Source organism: Robertkochia flava (assembly GCF_020166515.1).
Classification (GTDB): Bacteria; Bacteroidota; Bacteroidia; order Flavobacteriales; family Flavobacteriaceae; genus Robertkochia; species Robertkochia flava.
In genome coordinates this window covers 58,196-75,120 of the sequence record NZ_JAINZT010000004.1, presented here as the reverse complement: position 1 = coordinate 75,120, position 16,925 = coordinate 58,196, and the positions used below count along the sequence as shown (strand labels likewise).

General features: G+C 48.5%; 12 protein-coding genes. 11 read left to right on the top strand and 1 reads right to left on the bottom strand.

The window, feature by feature from the left end:
* Positions 1 to 93: 93 nt before the first annotated feature.
* The 7 genes from K7R11_RS05330 to K7R11_RS05300 all read left to right on the top strand — a co-directional run bounded on the left by K7R11_RS05330 (position 94) and on the right by K7R11_RS05300 (position 11,211).
* Positions 94 to 3,264, top strand: a complete 3,171-nt coding sequence (locus tag K7R11_RS05330) for a SusC/RagA family TonB-linked outer membrane protein (RefSeq protein WP_224489253.1) — start codon at positions 94 to 96, stop codon at positions 3,262 to 3,264.
* A gap of 11 nt (positions 3,265 to 3,275) precedes the next feature.
* Positions 3,276 to 4,562, top strand: coding sequence for a RagB/SusD family nutrient uptake outer membrane protein (locus K7R11_RS05325; protein WP_224489252.1), 1,287 nt, complete (start codon positions 3,276 to 3,278; stop codon positions 4,560 to 4,562).
* A 67-nt stretch (positions 4,563 to 4,629) separates the two neighbouring features.
* Positions 4,630 to 6,141, top strand: a complete 1,512-nt coding sequence (locus K7R11_RS05320; RefSeq protein ID WP_224489251.1) for a glycoside hydrolase family 10 protein — start codon at positions 4,630 to 4,632, stop codon at positions 6,139 to 6,141.
* Positions 6,142 to 6,151: 10 nt separating this feature from the next.
* The gene (locus K7R11_RS05315; RefSeq protein ID WP_224489249.1) at positions 6,152 to 6,631 is read left to right on the top strand and encodes a GNAT family N-acetyltransferase; all 480 of its coding nucleotides are present in this window, start codon (positions 6,152 to 6,154) and stop codon (positions 6,629 to 6,631) included.
* Positions 6,603 to 7,907, top strand: coding sequence for an MFS transporter (locus K7R11_RS05310; protein ID WP_224489246.1), 1,305 nt, complete (start codon positions 6,603 to 6,605; stop codon positions 7,905 to 7,907). Before K7R11_RS05315 ends, K7R11_RS05310 begins: the two co-directional genes overlap by 29 nt.
* Complete coding sequence (locus tag K7R11_RS05305) at positions 7,897 to 9,477, top strand: glycoside hydrolase family 3 protein (RefSeq protein ID WP_224489243.1); 1,581 nt, start codon at positions 7,897 to 7,899, stop codon at positions 9,475 to 9,477. Before K7R11_RS05310 ends, K7R11_RS05305 begins: the two co-directional genes overlap by 11 nt.
* Positions 9,478 to 9,678: 201 nt before the next feature.
* Positions 9,679 to 11,211 carry a GH3 family acyl-acid amido synthetase gene (locus tag K7R11_RS05300; RefSeq protein ID WP_224489241.1) on the top strand — a complete coding sequence of 511 codons (1,533 nt, stop codon included), beginning with the start codon at positions 9,679 to 9,681 and terminating at the stop codon, positions 11,209 to 11,211.
* Here K7R11_RS05300 and K7R11_RS05295 read toward each other — a convergent pair.
* Positions 11,208 to 11,783, bottom strand: coding sequence for a hypothetical protein (locus K7R11_RS05295; RefSeq protein WP_224489239.1), 576 nt, complete (start codon positions 11,781 to 11,783; stop codon positions 11,208 to 11,210). The genes K7R11_RS05300 and K7R11_RS05295 overlap by 4 nt on opposite strands.
* Positions 11,784 to 12,003: 220 nt before the next feature.
* Here K7R11_RS05295 and K7R11_RS05290 point away from each other — a divergent pair, with 220 nt between their 5' ends.
* Genes K7R11_RS05290 through K7R11_RS05275 form a run of 4 tightly spaced genes read left to right on the top strand, consistent with a single transcriptional unit; the run spans position 12,004 to position 16,849 of the window.
* A complete protein-coding gene (locus tag K7R11_RS05290) occupies positions 12,004 to 12,855 on the top strand; it encodes a peptidyl-prolyl cis-trans isomerase (protein ID WP_224489238.1) in 852 nt (283 codons plus the stop codon).
* A complete protein-coding gene (locus K7R11_RS05285; RefSeq protein WP_224489237.1) occupies positions 12,848 to 15,004 on the top strand; it encodes a hypothetical protein in 2,157 nt (718 codons plus the stop codon). The genes K7R11_RS05290 and K7R11_RS05285 overlap by 8 nt, the downstream gene beginning before the upstream one ends.
* The gene (locus tag K7R11_RS05280; RefSeq protein ID WP_224489236.1) at positions 14,938 to 15,681 is read left to right on the top strand and encodes an ABC transporter ATP-binding protein; all 744 of its coding nucleotides are present in this window, start codon (positions 14,938 to 14,940) and stop codon (positions 15,679 to 15,681) included. The genes K7R11_RS05285 and K7R11_RS05280 overlap by 67 nt, the downstream gene beginning before the upstream one ends.
* Positions 15,671 to 16,849, top strand: a complete 1,179-nt coding sequence (locus K7R11_RS05275) for an ABC transporter permease (RefSeq protein WP_224489235.1) — start codon at positions 15,671 to 15,673, stop codon at positions 16,847 to 16,849. The genes K7R11_RS05280 and K7R11_RS05275 overlap by 11 nt, the downstream gene beginning before the upstream one ends.
* Positions 16,850 to 16,925 lie beyond the last annotated feature (76 nt).

Below are 16,925 nucleotides of genomic sequence, written 5' to 3'. Positions count from 1 at the left end.
CCCAGATTCTCAAACGTTTTCGTAACCAAAACAACCACCAGTCAGCCTTTTGTCAATTAGTACAGAACGATAACTCATTAACTAATTCAAATTATGAACAACACATTCTTACTTAAAAACAGTAGGACAACAAGAGCCCTGATGTTTCTGGGCTTCCTGTTGCTGCCGTTGGCCATGATCGCTCAGGCCAACATCGTCTCCATTTCGGGGAAAGTAACAGATGCAAGCAGCGGCACACCGCTGGTAGGGGTATCTGTTGCGGTATCAGGAACTAATTTAGGTACCACCACGGATTTCGACGGAAATTATCAATTGAATGTCGGCCTGGAGTCAGGATCCTATGTTCTTGAAGCCACCTATCTTGGATTCACCTCAAGCAGGGCCACCTTAGACGTTGGAAGTCAGACCGATTACACCATCGATTTCCAACTCTCTGAAGACCTTCTCTCTCTTGACGAAGTGGTGGTAACCGGTAGTGCAGTAAGCACCAACCGTAGACAATTGGGAAATGCCATTAACACCATCAAGGCAGAATCCATCGCAAACACCGGATCAAATAACGCTCTGTCAGCACTTTCAGGAAAAACACTCGGAGCACAGATCACCCAGAACTCCGGGGATCCGGCAGGTAGTTTCTCAGTGCGATTGAGAGGTCCAAGTACAATTACCGGATCATCAGAACCGCTATACGTGATCGACGGAGTGATCGTCGATAACAGCACCTCTAATGTGATCAATCTGAACGCTGATGCTATGGGAACATCTTTCCAGGCGGGACAAAACAGACTTGTAGACATCAACCCAAACGACATTGAGAGTATTGAGGTATTAAGCGGGGCCTCGGCCGCAGCAATATACGGGTCTCTGGCATCGAATGGGGTTGTACAAATCATCACTAAAAAAGGAAAATCCGGAGAACCTAAAATTTCATTTTCAACGGCAGCTTCTGTTAGCTATGTAAGGAAGCGTCTTGATTTTAATGATTTCCCGGAGCGTTTTGGTATTCCAGGAGACGAACGGCTTACCACCACGGGAGATCGTCTTACGATGATCGCCAATCTTAGAGGCGATCGCGGAACCAACCCTGGAACAGGACCAAACGGACTGGGGGGACCTCTTGATGAAACCACCTATGCTGTGACCCGCTACGATTTCCAGGATGGTGTTTTCAGAGATATCGCCTATGGAACAGATAACAATTTTTCCATGTCTTCAGGGAATGATAAAAGTAATTATTACTTCTCTACCAACTACAGTCGTAACCAGGGGATTATTGATAACACCAGTTTCCAGAAGTACGGGGCTCGCCTTACGGCAAATCAGAAAATTGGTGACAAGCTAAACATCAATGCAGGAATCATCTACACCAACTCAAGTAGTGAAGACAAGCCTAATGGGAACAACTTCTTTAGCCCTATAAGCACCATGTTTATTACTGATAATGTATGGAACTACACCGAGCGTGATGCCGATGGAAACCTTTTACCCGTAGAACAACAAAGGGTGAACCCTTTGACGGTAATTGAGGATTTCGACATTACTCAGGAAACAAACAGGATGATTGCCAACAGTACCATTAACTATACTCCAATTGAGAATCTGAACCTGAAGTACACGTTTGGTATAGATACCTACAGTCTGGAAGGAAACACCTTCCAGCCCAGAATCCCTTATGGACCGGTTAGTGCCTCTTTCTTTCCTGACGGATATGTAAGTACTGCTACCTTGAATTTCTTCAGCCGTACCAGCGACTTTACCGCCAGTTATAAGCTGGACATCAGCGACATGTTCTCACTGACCAGTACGGTAGGTGGAAACTACCTTTACAGACGTTCAGAACGGTCCAGTGCGGAAGGTAGAGATCTTCTGGATTTTGTTGAAACCATCGGTGCAGCAAAAAACTACTTCTCTAATCCAAGTGAATCCAGAAGTGAACTTTCAATCTGGGGTGGATATTTACAGGAAAACATAAGTTTTGACAACAAGATATACCTGACCTTGGCAGGACGATTTGATGGCGCCTCCAGTTTCGGAAAGGACCAAAGAAATCAGTTTTATCCAAAAGTGAGCACATCTGTTGTCTTATCTGACTTTGATTTTTGGAATAAGGAAGGGTTCTTTAATACCTTAAAGCTTCGCGCTTCCTACGGGGATGCCGGTAACCTTACCGCCATCGGAGCCTATGACCGATTTACATTGTCCAGTCCTATTCTTCTGGGATCTTTAGGAGGATTTGTGCCTTCAACCAGACTTGGTGATGAAGAGATTGAGCCGGAACGAATGAGCGAACTTGAGGTGGGAGCTGATATGGCCTTCCTGGGAGGACGTCTTGCATTCCAGGGAACTTATTTCAATCAGGATATCACCGACCTTATCTTACCGGTCTTTCTTGCTCCATCGCAGGGGGGGCGTATCACAACTACGAATATTGGAACAATGACCAATAGTGGTATCGAGATGTTAGTTAATGCCATTCCGGTTAAAAATGAAAATTTCACCTGGAATACATCCTTTAACTTAAGTACCCTCAACAACGAGGTAACCTCGATAACCTCATCTGCACGTACAGGTGAAGCACTGAGAGGTGGTGGTGGTACACAAAGTGCTGTGATCGGAGAAGAATTGAGTAGTTATGTAGGTACTTATTTTGCGCGTAACCCCGATGGTTCTTATCTCCTGGATGCCGACGGACTTCCGCAGGTAGAGCGAGGAGATGATATTACAGGAGAACCGATGCGAGATGCAAATGGTCAACCAACCGGCACTCCGATCCGTAAGGTTCTGGGGGACCCAATTCCAGATTATACTGCGAGTTTTATCAATGAATTCACGTATAAAAACCTTAGCTTCAGAATGCAGTTTGATGCCATGGGTGGTTTCGAAGTTTACAACTGGAACTCCATCACCGGAAATAACGTAGGATCCGGGCAGCTGGCGGAGGCAGAACTTCGTGGAGAAGTACCTCGTGGCTGGGTAGCTGCCATTGGAGGGTTCCGCGGACCTCGTATCCAGGAATTCCACGTGGAAGATGGTTCTTTCATTAAGCTGAGAGAATTGCAATTATCCTACGACTTCGGAAAACTGGGGTCTATGGAAAATTTCAGTGTGAGTTTGATCGGAAGAAACCTGATCTCATTCGATGACTACTCTGGATATGACCCAGAAACTAACTCTGCAGGAAACAGTAATGTTGTTCGTGGAGATGACTTTGGTAACGTGCCAATACCGGCTTCATTCCAACTAAGACTCAACGCTTCATTCTAAAAATGACAACTATGAAGAAAATAATATATACCTCACTACTCTCACTGGGAATCATGGTTTCCATGCCATCTTGTGAGACTGATTTTGACAACCCGAATGCACCGAATTCAGATTTGGTGCTGCAGGAAACTAACGGTTTACTGGGGTCCATTGTTGGCCTTGAATACCAATATAGCGTAGGTGGCGCCAGTTCCGTATATACCTCGATCTCCGGAGCAGGATTTAGCGCCATGGAGCTTACCCTTCTTAATGCAGGTAATGCCGAGTTAGCCGCCTTGCTTAACGGGGGTAGCAGTGTGGCCCCAAGCAACTCTGTGGTAACCAATTTATGGACCAACCTGAACTTAGTGCGAAGTAATGCACAAAAGGTGATTGATAATGCTCAGAATGCAGCTCCGGCCGAAACAGCCGATGCCATTCGCGCTTACGGCTTATTCTATAAAGCGCTTTCTATAGGTACCATGACTCAGTTCTGGGAAAATGTAACCGTAGAAACCGGAGTTAATCAGGAATTTGTTTCCCGTGAACAAGGACTTCAGGTTGCAGTTTCCAGTCTTCAGGAAGCGGCTTCATTAATAGGGACCCAGGTACCTGCTAACGTATTAAATACTGTAGGAAATCATATCGACCTGCCTAATGCTATACAGGCTCTTATCGCAAGATACCAGCTTATGCTGGGCAATCATTCTGAAGCCATTGCAGCCGCCAGCGTAGTAGACCGCGGAAGTACCTCAGTGTTCATCTACGACAACGTAGCCCAGAACCCGGTATTCCGTTCTTCGCTTACTACGAACAACGTTTACGATGTGCTACCAGATTTTGGCTTAACAGGAGCTCTGGCTCCCGACCCTGCCGATGGCAGAATTGCTTTTTACCTGGAAGGCAATGAGGCTAACGGGAAAGGCTTTTTTACCGCTGATGAAGCCTCGATCCCAATCTATGTGCCAGGAGAAATGGACCTGATCATAGCTGAGGCCCATGCCCGTGAAGGTCAAGCCGCTCAGGCCGTAACCGCTCTTGATGTCGTTAGAACCAAGACTGGCGCTGAGGACGCTTTTGGATTAGGAGCCGGATTATCGGCCTATACCGGCGCAACTGATCAGGCGAGCTTACTGACGGAGATCTATAAAAATCGTTGTATCGAAATGTACATGAGCGGCTTAAAACTTGAAGACAGCCGTCGTTTCGGACGTCCCGGACCCGGTGATGCCAATGCGGAACGTAACCGTAACTGGTATCCTTACCCGAACGTGGAGCGCGATAAAAATACCAATACACCAACAGACCCTCAAGTTTGAATTAGTTAGAATTCCTAATCGGAAAAGGTCCGCCCAATTGTGGGCGGGCCTTTTTCTTCATTAAGCCATGAACAGACACCTGATTTCTCTCTTACGCTATCTCCTTATAATTCCATTTCTGGTTTCCTGCGGAAGCCACAGGAACCAACCCCCTAAACGCGAACTCCGCGGCGCATGGGTCGCCACCGTGGTCAATATCGACTGGCCTAAAAACGGTACCGATGCCCTGCAAAAGAAAAAACAAGATTACCTGGAGATCCTGGATTTTTACGAGGAACTCCACTTTAATACCGCCATTGTCCAGGTCCGTACCGCCGGCGATGCCTTCTACCCTTCTTCCCTATCGCCATGGTCAGCCTACCTGACCGGTCAGCAAGGTCAGGCCGAACCTGGCTATGATGAACTCCTCCGCTGGATGATCGAGGAAACCCACCAAAGAGGGATGGAATTTCACGCCTGGATGAATCCTTACCGGGCTACTTTCAATCTCGACACCGCAAGCCTTAGCAAAGATCACGACTTCTTCAAGCACCCGGAATGGATGATCAGGTACGGAGAAAAATACTATTACGATCCGGGCCTTCCGGAGGTGAAGGACCACCTCACCAGTATCACCAATGAACTGGTGGAAAACTACGATATTGATGCCATTCATTTTGACGATTATTTCTATCCGTATAAGATCAAGGGCGAAACTTTTAAAGACAGTACCTCCTATCTCAGGTACCGCAATGGCGAGCAGGAGATCGACGACTGGCGTCGCGCCAATGTAGACAGCCTTATCCGTCAGCTCCATCACAACATTAAATCCAGAAAGCCCTGGGTACAATTCGGAATCAGTCCGTTTGGGGTATGGAGAAACAAGTCTGTTGATCCCCGTGGCTCAGATACCCAGGCCGGACAAACCAACTACGACGACCTGTATGCCGATCCGCTTTCCTGGTTGCGCAACGGATGGATCGATTACCTGGCTCCCCAGATCTACTGGACCCTGGACCACAAACTGGCATCCCACCGCACCATCCTCAACTGGTGGGATCAAAATACGGAAAACGCCAACCTGTACGTAGGAAATGGTGCCTACAGGGCCCTGACCGACAACGACCCCGACTGGAAAGATAAAACCCAGCTCATTCAACAGGTAAAACTTGCCAGGGAGGCCGAAAATGTAGGCGGGAATATTTATTTTAGTGCCAAGTCGCTCATGAAGGATCGTGATGAGATCGTGGAACTTCTCAGGGAAACCTACAAATACAAGGCAATAGCTCCGTCAATGAAGGGTTCCGGGTCTGCTCCTGTAATAGCAGAGGTTACCGGGGAAGCCAACACAAAAGATACCCTGACCCTTGGGATACAACTTGCTGCTCCGGCCCCCATTAAGGAAGTAGTGGTCTATGACCTGAAACGTCCCAGCAAACGAAAGGCCGAACGCGCTGCCTCCATTAAAGCGGTGGTACCGGTGTACAGCAGCGATCAGAAGATCTCTGTGGACATTCCCAACCCTGCAGGTCGTGTCCTGATCTTTTCTCTGGTCGATCGCTATGGTAACGAAAGTGCATTGAAAACCCTGAAACTATAAAAACCAGCTTATGAAAGACATGCTTGTTCGCCTAACGGAACTCCCGGATATTTCTGACAAAGAAAACGCACTTGCTGCTGAAGGCATTGTTATCCGCAGGCCTATTGCCCCGGAGAAAAGCCTGGTGAGTCAATGGGCAGGAACCCATTTCAGTGAATTCTGGGCCAACGAGGTAGAAGTGGCCTTCAGCCGCCAACCTGTGAGCTGCTTTGTCGCCCAGAAAGGCAATGAAATTCTGGGATTTGCATGTTACGAAACCACGGCAAAGGCCTTTTTTGGCCCCACGGGCACCCTGGAAGCAGCACGTGGAAAAGGGATCGGGAAGGTACTGCTGATAAAAGCCCTGCAGGCACTTAGAGAAATGGGGTATGCCTACGGGATCATAGGTGGGGTTGGCCCTGAAGAATACTATAAAAAGAATGTCAATGCCGTCGTTATAGAAGGCTCCGAAAAAAGTGTATATGAAAACCTACTCAGAAGAAATGGCTGAAGCCGCAAACAGCAAGAACCCCTGGTGGTGGGTACCCTCCCTCTATTTTACTGAAGGGATCCCCTATGTGATCGTGATTACCGTATCTGTCATCATGTATAAGAAACTTGGCGTCAGCAATGCCGATATCGGACTCTACACCAGTTTACTCTACCTTCCATGGGTGATCAAGCCCATATGGAGCCCTATAGTAGACCTGAAGGGGACCAAGCGCAAATGGTTTCTTGGTATGCAGCTCCTGGTGGCTCTGGCCTTCCTCCTCACCGGGTTCAGCCTGGGAACCTCAGCATTCTTTATGGTTTCCCTGGCGTGTTTCTGGATGGCGGCATTTGCCTCTGCTACCAATGATATTGCTTCTGATGGGTATTATATGATCGCCCTCACAGAAAAGAAGCAGTCCTTTTTTCTCGGGGTAAGAAGTACTTTTTACCGCCTGGCCATGATCACCGGACAGGGACTTATTGTGGTGGTTGCCGGTTTTCTCGAAGAGCATTATGGAGACAACACCCGGGCGTGGTCCTATACCATGCTTATCACCGGGCTTCTTATGGTAGTACTCACCCTGATCAATTTCTTTACCACCCCGGAGGTGGAATACCAGGATACCGAAGCCCCGAAACAACACCTGGATTTCGTGGGTGTTTTTAAGTCCTTTTTCCAGAAAGAACAGATTGGTCTTGCCCTGGCCTTTATTCTCCTGTATCGTCTGGGCGAATCCCAACTGGTTAAAATGGCCTCCCCTTTCCTCCTGGATGAACGGGGAACAGGCGGCCTGGCGCTCAGTACCACCGAAGTAGGAACCATTTACGGAACCCTGGGCATCATTGCCCTATCCCTGGGCGGTATTCTTGGAGGGTTCGTTATCTCCAGGGATGGCCTGGGCAAATGGATGCTGCCCATGATCCTGGCCCTTAACGTGCCGAATCTCTTTTATGTCCTGCTGAGCATTTTTACCCCGGAGTCCGTGGTGTATGCTTCTGTTGTTGTCGTGATAGAGCAATTCGGGTACGGGTTTGGATTTGCCGCCTATCTCATGTACCTCATCTATATCGCAGAAGGGATATCCAAAACCTCGCATTATGCCATTGCCACAGGGTTTATGGCTCTCGGGATGATGGTTCCGGGGATGATCAGCGGATATGTCCAGGAATTACTGGGATACACCGGTTTTTTTGTCTGGGTGGTCATCGCAGCTATTCCGGGTATCCTCGTTGTTCGCTATTTAAAATTCCCACAGGATTATGGTAAAAAAGATCAGGAAAGAAATGAAGACTAGCATCACAAAAATACTCAGCAACTCCTCCCTGGATGACCTGGCGGGGCAATTGTTCTGTCCTGCGGCGTTTATCAATGACGATGCAGAAGGCATCCGCCAGATCGAAACCCTGATCCGGGAACACAAGATCGGAGGACTCACCTTTTTTCACAGCCGGGCCAGTGCGGCCACGAATTACGAGAAAAAAGAGGTGATCGCCTATCGGGACAGCCTGGAGAAACTTAAATCCCTGATCGCGCATTACCAATCGCTTTCTGAGATCCCCCTGCTGATAAGTATTGATGCGGAATGGGGACTTGCCATGCGCGTGGAAAACACCCCCTGTTATCCTTACGCCATTACCCTGGGTGCTATGCCCGAGGAGGGAGACGACCTTATTTACCAAGCCGCGCTTCAAATGGGGAAAGACCTGAAGTCTGTAGGTATCGACTATAATCTTGCCCCCGTGGTGGATATTAACAGCAATCCGGACAATCCGGTTATTGGCTACCGCTCTTTCGGTGAATCCCGGGAAAACGTTACCCGAAAAGCTGCGGCATTCTGCCGTGGCCTTGCAGATGCCGGTATCCTGAACAGTCTTAAACACTTTCCCGGGCATGGAGACACGGCCGTGGATTCCCACCTGGGACTGCCAGTGATCAAACGATCCAGAGCAGAGATGCTGAAGGAAGACCTCGCCCCTTTCAGAGCTCTTATCGACCGGGGAGTAGATTCTGTTATGGTGGGTCATCTCGCCGTCCCCGCACTTAGCGGTCACGAGACGCTTCCTGCAACCCTTTCAGAAAAGATCATTAAAGGCCTGCTTCGGGAAGAATTCGGTTTTGATGGGGTGGTGATCTCGGATGCCCTCAATATGCACAGTGTATGCAAAATATACTCCGAAAAGGGAATCCTTGAACAAAAAGCCTTCGAGGCCGGGAACGATATTCTCTGTTTTTCCGAACACATTGCAGAAGGCAAGAATAAGATCCTGGACCATTGCGGGGAATCAGCAATAAAGGATTCGGTTGCGCGAATTCTCGCCATGAAGGAAAAGGTGGGATTGCTGCAGAAAAAGGAAAGACAAGGTGCCCCGGACCTGGTCAGGGCCTCGAAGATAAACCGTGAAATTGCGGCCCTCAGCATGATCAGGCTCAGTGAACAGCCTTCGGCCACAGACATCCCGGATACCTTCGTATGTATCGGAGCACACGAAAAAGAGAACGGCTTTCTGGAAGAACTTCGGAAAACAAAAAGAATAACCACCATAAGGGTGGAAGAAAATACGGGATCCCTGAAGCTCAGCACCAGAGATCCTATAGCTATTGCTTTATATCCTCCCAATATAAAGCCCCATTCCAATTTTGGGATAAGCCCGGACAACCTGGAACTTATAGAACAACTCCTGAACCGCCATCGGGTCACTTTGCTGTTGTTTGGTAACCCTTATGCCATCCGGGTGATAACTTCCCTTCATAAGGCCTATGATGTGATCGTCTCGGGCCAGGACCTTCCTGAATTTCAAACTACTGCTGCCAGGGTCCTGAAAGGAGACCTGCAGGCAAAAGGCCAGATGCCCTTTCATTTATAAATAACCGGATAAGCCCCCTCCTTCCCGGGGGCTGCCGCTTTAATGATGCCGCCCTTTAAAAGGGGGACGATTTCAGCGCTCCGGCTATACCCATTCCATTACAACAGCACCTCCCAATCGCCGAACCTCACGCGTTTCCTGGCCCGGTCCTGGTAAATTCGTAACTTCAGAGCATTATAATAATTTCACATCATTCGCATTATGGCCATTCTCGGACACATTATCAAAGGATATCTGGAACTCAGGGAGCAGGTGACTGCGTTACCTGATCCCGTTGAGGAACAGAGAAAAGTCTTAAAAATGCTGTTGGATACGGCAAGGGACACCGCTTTCGGAAAGGCCTATGGTTTCGGAGAAATTCTGGAGGCCGATGACATGCAGGCTGCGTTTTCGGAAGCCCTGCCCTATTTTGATTATAACATGATTCATCAGGAGTGGTGGTACAGGCTCCATGAGGGGGAGGAAAACATTACCTGGCCGGGGGCTCCGGAATACTACGCCCTGAGTTCCGGAACAACGGGTAATGAAAGCAAGCGGATTCCTGTTACCCGTGAAATGCTCGATGCCATTACCGAAGCCGGTAAGCAGCAGGTGTATGCCATGACCCATTTTGAGATGTCTCCGGACTTTTTTGAAAAGGAGATCCTGATGCTGGGAAGCTCCACCAATCTCGATACCAGAGACGGACATAAAGAGGGAGAAATCAGTGGGATCAGCGCAGATAATATTCCATTTTGGTTCAGGGGATTTTATAAACCGGGGGAAGCGATCGCTTCCATTGACGATTGGGATGAACGTGTAAAAAGGATCGCAGAAAAAGCAAAGGAATGGGACATCGGAGCTATTAGTGGCATCCCTTCCTGGATACAGTTAATGCTGGAAAAAGTGATCGACCATAACGGTCTCGACAACATCCATGACATATGGCCAAACCTGCAGGTGTATACCTCAGGAGGGGTGGCTTTTGAACCCTACCGGAAAAACTTTGAATCTCTTATGGGAAAACCTGTGGAGGTGATCGACACCTACCTGGCCTCTGAGGGATTCATCGCCCTGCAGGAACGGCCGGAAACCACCGCCATGAAGTTACTTACCGACAATGGGATATACTTCGAATTTGTACCCTTCCTACCCGAATACATAAAAGAAGATGGTTCGGTATCCCAGGACGCTCCGGCATTGAACATCGCAGAGGTGGAAGCCCAAACCGAATACATTCTCATCATAAGCACAGTCTCCGGGCTTTGGCGCTATTCCATTGGCGATACCATCAAATTTACCGATCTGAAAAGAAAGGAGATCCGAATTACCGGCCGTACCAAATTCTTCCTCAATGTGGTAGGCTCCCAGTTATCGGTCAATAAACTGGACCAGGCAATACAACACCTGGAAGAGACCCTGGATAAAGGCATTCTTGAGTATACCATTTGTGCAAAGGAATTTGAAGATGGCTTTTATCATTGCTGGTACCTCGGATCGGAAACCACTGAGGACGAGGGCACCCTGGCGGAGATCCTGGATTCCCATTTACAGCAGGCCAATAAAAATTACGGTGTAGCCCGGAATAAAGCCCTTAAAGGCGTCAAGGTAAAAGTGGTGTCTCCGGAGGTTTTCTATCGCTGGAATGAACGCAGTAAGAAAAAAGGAGGTCAGGTAAAGATGGAACGGGTCATGAATGAAGAAAAATTCGAGGAGTGGGAGCGTTTCGTGAACGGTGAAGCTGATACGGATTAAGATATCCGGTCGCGCTCCTGAACCAATTCCACAATGGCCTCAGGCGAAAGGTAGTACCTGCGTATCCTGGCCTTATAGCGTTCGGGAAGGTCGGCGTGTTCGAGGATGAAGTTTTTAGTTTTAAGGATATAGGCTTCCATCCCGTTTTCCACAGCAAAGGTATCCGCAACACGCTCTGCCTTACGTGTATACGACGGCTGAAACAGGTATCGTAGCCCAAACCAGAACAGGTTCCATTTACTTCTGGTCTCATAATCCATAATGTGCCCAAGTTCGTGTCCCAGCCAGCCGATCATTACCTCCTCCGGAATCTGTTTGGTATTAAAAACCTGCCCCCCGAGGTTAAAGGTCCTACTGATAAAGATATAATACCTGCGCTGACTTCGTTTCCGAAAGAAACTCCTGAATTCCGGCTGTGCCTTCATCACCGATTTCCCGGCTTTTTCATTGAATCTGAACGTGATCGGGGTATTCTTTAACTCCGGAAAGTGTTCCAGGGCGCATTGGGCTGCCGAGGCTATGGGATCAGGGATTACTTTGTTGGTGAGGACCTCATCATTTATTCTTTGCATAGTAATAGTATAATGGTTTTCAATCGAATTACCAAAGAGGCCATGCCCTTAAGGGGGTAGTAGCAGTGCGACGGGATGCCATTACTGTTCCTCCCTGATACCTGCTCTCTCTGTAATTCGTTTATTTTTAAAATCCTTTCATCATTTCATATCATACACTTGGTCCAAAAGCACATGTTAAATCACTATTTTTCAATACATTAATAGAAAATTTACATCAATGCGTACTTTTTTAAACCTTCCGGTGACACGTATTTTCATATTCGGACTATTGCTGGGTATAACCCTATTATTGATCTATGGGCCCCGGCAACCGGAGCTGCAAGACCGTAAGGTTGTTATTGGCGATGCCGAGCTGGCGCATATGATCGCCGGTTGGCAGCGCACCTGGAAACGCATGCCTACGCGTGATGAGTTACAGGGAATTATGGGTTCATACATACAGGACGAGGTGGTGTACCGGGAGGCCTTGAACCAGGAGATGGACCGTAACAATGCCACAGTAAAACGTGCCCTGATCTCTCAAATGGATATGCTGGCAGAAGGACAGGGAAGTGAACGGGACATTACTGAAGAAGACATCAAAGCGTATTACGATCTCCGTAAAGAGCAATTCATCGCCCCGGCACTGCTTAAATTTCACCAGGTATACCTTAAGGATGAAAAAGACAGTACCAGGCTGACTGAACTTTCATCTGCCTGGAACCGGGAAAACCTGTCTCCTCAAGAAGGGATGGAAATGGCTTCCCCTTCGCTTTTACCCCCCAGGATGAACCTGCAAACCACCGATGCCATCGACCGGGAATTCGGTAACGGATTTGCAGCCTCGCTAATGGAGCTGCCTGTCGGGCAATGGTCAGGTCCCGTTCGATCCGGATTCGGATTACATTTGATCTACCTGGATTCACTTGTTCCTGCTGAACCCTTACCCCTGGATAAGGTAAAGAATGAAATTGCTAATATGCTGCAGTACGAAGAGAAACAAGCTGCTAAAGAACAATTCTACACAGAACTCCTTCAGCAATATGAAGTTATTTACCAGGGCATGGCTAAAGATCTGATCGATGAATAGATTTTTAATAAAAAATATATTCCGATCCCTTTTATGGTGCATGCTGCTTTTGCCCTTCAGCATAAAAGCTGATATCGTTTACCCCGCCCGCCTGGAACTCCAGGAAGTCGAACCCGGGGTATTCGAAGTGTATTTTGTATTGCCCGTGATCCAGGGAAAAGTGCTTAAAGCCGCCCCGGTTTTTCCGGAGTTTTGTAAGAACCTGGAAACCCCAAAGGTAACCGGGAATGCCTATGTCAAGGAAATACGATGGACCATAAAATGCGACCCACAGGAACTCTACGGGCAAAACATCGGGATCAGCGGATTGCTGGGGAGTCAGATCAACATCATCCTTAAGATCGGGACCCTGGAGGGCAGAGTTTACAGCACTACCCTGAACCCGGCAGCAGCATGGTTCGAAGTTCCGTATCCACCTTCGCCTTGGCAGAACCTTACTGAAGGCATCTATAAGGGCATGCGTATCCCCGTTAGCAATTACCTGTTTGCACTGCTGTTGTTCATCCTGATCCTCAAAAGCGACCTTTCTGCATTAAAAACAATTTTCCTGCTTTCCCTGGGGATCATCGCAGGGCATCTGCTTTCTTATTTTGAATTGCTGAGGACACCCGGATGGATCTTCGGCCTCACCGCTCTTTTGTTATCCCTGCTCCTGGTGTTGGAAAATTATACCTCCCGAAAAGAACTTTTTAATGCTAAGGCATTGCTCCTCCCGCTGATGGTATCCATGATATTTCTCGGAGCTCAATATCCCGAATTAAATACCATTTCCGGTTACACCTCCTCCGAAACCATGCTTCTTATGTTCTGGACGCTAACGGGAATCATACTGGGAGTTGGGCTGTTATACCTGTTGTTCAGGCAGGGATTATCGCTCGTTCCCCTGATCTCAAATAAGGATTTAGCCAACTTCCGGGAGACCCATATCCTCCTGGGAACAGTTTCCTTCGGATTGCTCTTTTATCATGCCACTTTGCTCTGGGACACTCCATCACTTTTCCCCACCATTCCATTAGTCCTCTGGACTGTTGCCCTGGTGGTGGTAACGGGATTTATGCTGATGGAAGAAACACAACGCCAATCCCGGACGCTTTTTCTTTTAATACCCTTTCTAATAGGTATCGTACTCGGATTTTCCGGATTCCAAACACCTTTTACTACAGAGTTTACCCTTGCATCGGGAGTTCTTTTATTATTTGCAGTGTATTACCGAAAAACAAATCCGGGTTGGATCTCAGCCCTGCTATCAACTGTCATTGGATTGGGGAGCGGCATCGTTCTCGCCCAATACACAGACCGGCACCTGTCTTATCCCGTTGCCCGATCGCTGGAATTTGGACTCATCGTAACTTTTACAGCCTCTGTAATATTTCCTCTGATCAGGTGGATATCCCTAAGACAAAAAACCGGCAATTCAAGAATCACAATATTCGGGGTACTTGCTGCATTGTCCGTGATAATGATCGGGGTGATTGTCATCGCCAGGGCAGGATTCTCCCCGGGAACGCTTCGCCTGCATCCCCAATTACAGGCTCCCCTCCTGAGCCTTGGGCTGCTTTTGGCCGGCATCTTGTTCTGGCCAAGACAGAAAAAGGTGCACAGGGATATGGGTATTGGTAAACGCAAGCCTGTGGCATCCCTGCTGCTTATGGGACTGGCACTTTGCTGCTTACCGCTAAAGACAGGTATAATCAACCCTTGGTTCAGTTCAGCCGATATGGATCAACGCCAGGTTCAGGCCGTAATGCAACAGGTGTTATCGAACACCTATTCCGCCTTTAATATTGAGGATGAAGAGGCCCTTTTTGAGGCACTTTCCTCCAATGTAGATGAGCAGCTGCTGGACAACATCTACCTCGACAGCCGAAGACGGCTCACCATGGGACTCAGAGAGGGCTCGGAGGTAACTGTGGAAGATGTTCAGGTCGACCTTTTAGGCGATGCGGAAACCCCTTCCGGGCAAAGCAGCTTAAGTTATCCGGCCTCATGGACAGTAACCGCCCGGGTAAAACACCTGAAACATATTCACTATCGACGTAACCGGTATACCGGTACCATAGAAATGAAAACTGACAACGATACATGGAAGATCTCAAAGATCATACTCGACTCCGAAGACCGGGAAGTGATCCCGTCGGCTACCCTGTGATCAGCTGCCGGGATGTCCGATTCTCCTATACAGCGGATTTCTCGCTGGAGATCGACCACCTCGAAATTGGCAAAGGGAACCGGGTAGCTGTTACCGGGGCCAGTGGTTGTGGAAAAACCACCTTTATAAAACTGCTGGCCGGCATCCTTCGTCCCGATTCCGGGAAGATCTTCCTGAACGACCTGGATATGACCACGTACAGCATGGCAGAACTCCAGGATCTGCGAATTGTAAAAACAGGCCTGGTCTTCCAGGAGTTCGAGCTCCTCGATTACCTGAGGGTGATCGACAATGTGACCCTTCCCCTGCGCATTAATCCTGTTTTAAAATTCGGACAAGAGCATAGACAGCGCGCCCTGGAATTACTGGATGCTGTAGGCCTCCGGGATAAATCCAAACGGTACCCGGGACAATTATCCCAGGGAGAAAGGCAACGGGTTGCTGTTTGCCGGTCGATGATCGCCACCCCGGAAATCCTGCTTTGCGATGAACCTACGGCCAACCTGGATGCCAAAAACCGCGATGCCATTCTCAGGCTCATCTTCGACTATTGCGATACCTTTAAGGCCACCCTGGTGCTGGTTACCCATGACCGGGAAATCGTTTCTGCATTTGACCAGCAGATTGATCTGAGCACCTATAGTTTCAACCGAAATTCCAAAACAGATGAATCATAGTATCTACCTGGCATGGAATTACCTGAAATACCATTGGGGAAAAACCCTGCTGCTGGTCTTTGCTATCAGCATGGTGATCTTTATCCCCACGGCCCTGAATCTTTTTGCCAACCGGGGATCGGAACGGATGATGGCCAGGGCGGTAACCACCCCACTGCTGGCAGGCAGCAAAGGCAGTGCCACCGACCTGACCCTGAGCTCCCTTTATTTCAGGGACCCGGGAATACCCCCTCTCGAATACCATGAGGTTAAAGCCATCGAACAGGAAGGGCTGGCCACAGCAATCCCTCTCCACATAAATTACAGGGTCAAGACCCAACCCATAATTGGTACCTCCAACCAGTATTTTGGATTTCGAAATACGCAATTCCGGGAAGGCCGACCTATGGCCGTTTTAGGCGAATGTGTCCTGGGAGCTGTTGCCGCCGAAGTTCTTGGGGCCGAGGTGGGCGATGCGGTGATCTCCTCTCCTGCCGGAGCCTTTGACGTGGCAGGAAGTTTTCCTTTGAAGATGACCGTTGTGGGTGTTTTAGAACAAACGAATACCCCTGATGACGATGCTGTATTCACCGATATCAAAACCACCTGGGTGATATCGGGGAAAGCTCATGGTCATGACGACCTGACCACCGTAACCTCCGACAGTTTGCTATTGTCGCGTACCGACAGCATTGCTGTTGCCAGTAAAGCTGTACTTTCCTATACTGAGATCACCCCGGAGAACATCAATTCCTTTCACTTTCACGGCAACCCGGACAGCTACCCGGTTAATGCGGTTATTGCCGTGCCCAAGGATAAGAAATCGGAGCTTATCCTGCGTGGAAGATACGAGACCCAGGGAGACAACGTCCAGATCGTTGTACCGGAACTGGTGGTGGAAGAACTCCTGGAAACGGTGGTTTCCATTAAAGAGATCCTTACCCTGGCTGCCGTTTCCATTGGATTGGCAACCCTGGTAATTACCCTGCTGGTCTTCTCCCTTTCCATAAGACTCAGAAAAAAAGAAATACAGACCCTCCGTTATATCGGGGCCGCAAGGGGTAGAATTACGGCTGTCCTTTCCCTGGAGATCCTACTGGTATTTGCCCTGAGCCTGCTCCTCACCCTGACCTACCTGCTTGTGATCGCTATTTTAGGAATCCCCTTATTGGAAAAATTAATACACTAAAACAATGAAAAAGGCAATTTTAATTATGATTACAGTCGCAACCTTTTCAGGCTGCAAACAAAAAGAAACCCCTCAA